The following is a 1,447-nucleotide window of genomic DNA, read 5'->3' on the forward strand; positions in this document are numbered from 1 at the left end:
TTTCCTGCTTACTGGTGTTGATATAGTAGTGGGCAGTTGTCTGGATGTGCGCGTGGCCTGCCAGCTTACTTACGGTTGTGAGAGGGACACCCTTTTTCAGCAGGCGTGAGCAGAATGTATGTCGGAATTTGTGTGGGTACATCTTGAAGCCCAGATGCTTTTCCAGTCCTTCGAGCATGGTGTTGACGGCGTCCTTGTGAAGCTTTTCGGCACGTTGGCTGACAAGGAGGTAGGGACTGTCGTTGTGCTTGTTTTCTTGCCGTTCCGTCCTAACGTACTCACGAATCAGCTCGGCCAGGTCAGGTCGGAGCGGAATCTCGCGGTACTTCCCGCCCTTGCCTGTGACCCTGAGTGTGCTCGTCAGGTAGTCGATGTCTGCCAGCTGAATGCCGCACAACTCACTGACGCGTACACCTGTGTAGAGCAGAAGATGGACAATCAGGTGGTTCCGCAGGCTAACCTTGCTCCTGTCCTGGACAAAGAACAGCAGCTGGTTGACTTCCTGTTCGGAGAAAACGTCTACCTCGCCTTCGCTGCCAGCTGCCACCTTGATTCGATCTCGCTGTAGGGTGACGACCTGTTCCGTCAGGATGCCTTTTTCGATGAGGTACAGGTTGTACGCCTGGAGCGAATTGATTTTCTTGTTGATCGTGGCAACAGCGTACTTCTTCTCGACAAGGTGGTTCTTGTAGCTGACCACGTAGAAGCGCTTTAGGTCAGTTTCGTTGTCCACTCCCATACCAGACAGGTACTCGTAGAATCCCCGCACATCTCCCGTGTAGGACTCGATTGTTTTCGGTGCGATTCCGTTTTCGATCAGGTATTGCTCGAACAGCTTGATTTGCTCCAAGTTTTTGCCTCCTTTCCGAACACAACGCAAAAATGCCCTACATCCATTTAGGGACGTAGGGCTGTGGGTTGGTTCACTTTCTGATTTTTTGCTTCGTACAAGGCGTTCTGCTCGGGAATTTCGGCTACTGGATGTTACCGTACCCGTAGAATTTGCGGAGGTACAGCTTAACCGCCGTGTTGACCAGGTTGTTGATGCGGTCGATTTCTCCACTTTCATGCAGTTCCTGCACCTTCTCGTAAACGTCGTTTTCGAGGTAGGTTGTGATCCGTCTGTAGCGTTCCTCGAAACGGGTATTTCGTTTCGGTACCTTTGCTGTTGGTTCTTGCTGTGGCTTTGGCTGCGCTACTGCCGGTTTTGTGGTTACCGAGGTTCCTTGCAGCTTGTTTTTGGGACGAGGTTGTACCCTGACTGGTGATTCCTGCTCAGTCGGTTTCAGATTCGGCGCAAGTTTTCTTCTCTCTTGGCCTTTTTCCTCTCCTGCCTTGATGGGTACTACAATTCCTCTCTCTGGAGAATCCTCTTTTTGCTCAGCTTGTTTCTGATCAGTCTCCTTTGCTACCAATTTAACTTCATGTTCCGCTGCCACTCTCGCTA

The 1,447-nt window shown here is 51.1% G+C and carries 2 protein-coding genes; both read right to left on the reverse strand.

Going from position 1 to position 1,447, the window contains the following annotated elements:
* Positions 1-850, reverse strand: an 850-nt coding sequence (locus ACFSO0_RS19735; protein WP_376883425.1) for a tyrosine-type recombinase/integrase, incomplete at its 3' end; no start/stop codon positions are given.
* 124 nt (positions 851-974) lie between these two features.
* A partial coding sequence (locus tag ACFSO0_RS19740; protein WP_376883427.1) for a hypothetical protein occupies positions 975-1,447 on the reverse strand: 473 nt, incomplete at its 5' end.

Origin of the sequence: Brevibacillus sp. GCM10020057 (assembly GCF_042683565.1) — a bacterium.
Taxonomy (GTDB): domain Bacteria; phylum Bacillota; class Bacilli; order Brevibacillales; family Brevibacillaceae; genus Brevibacillus.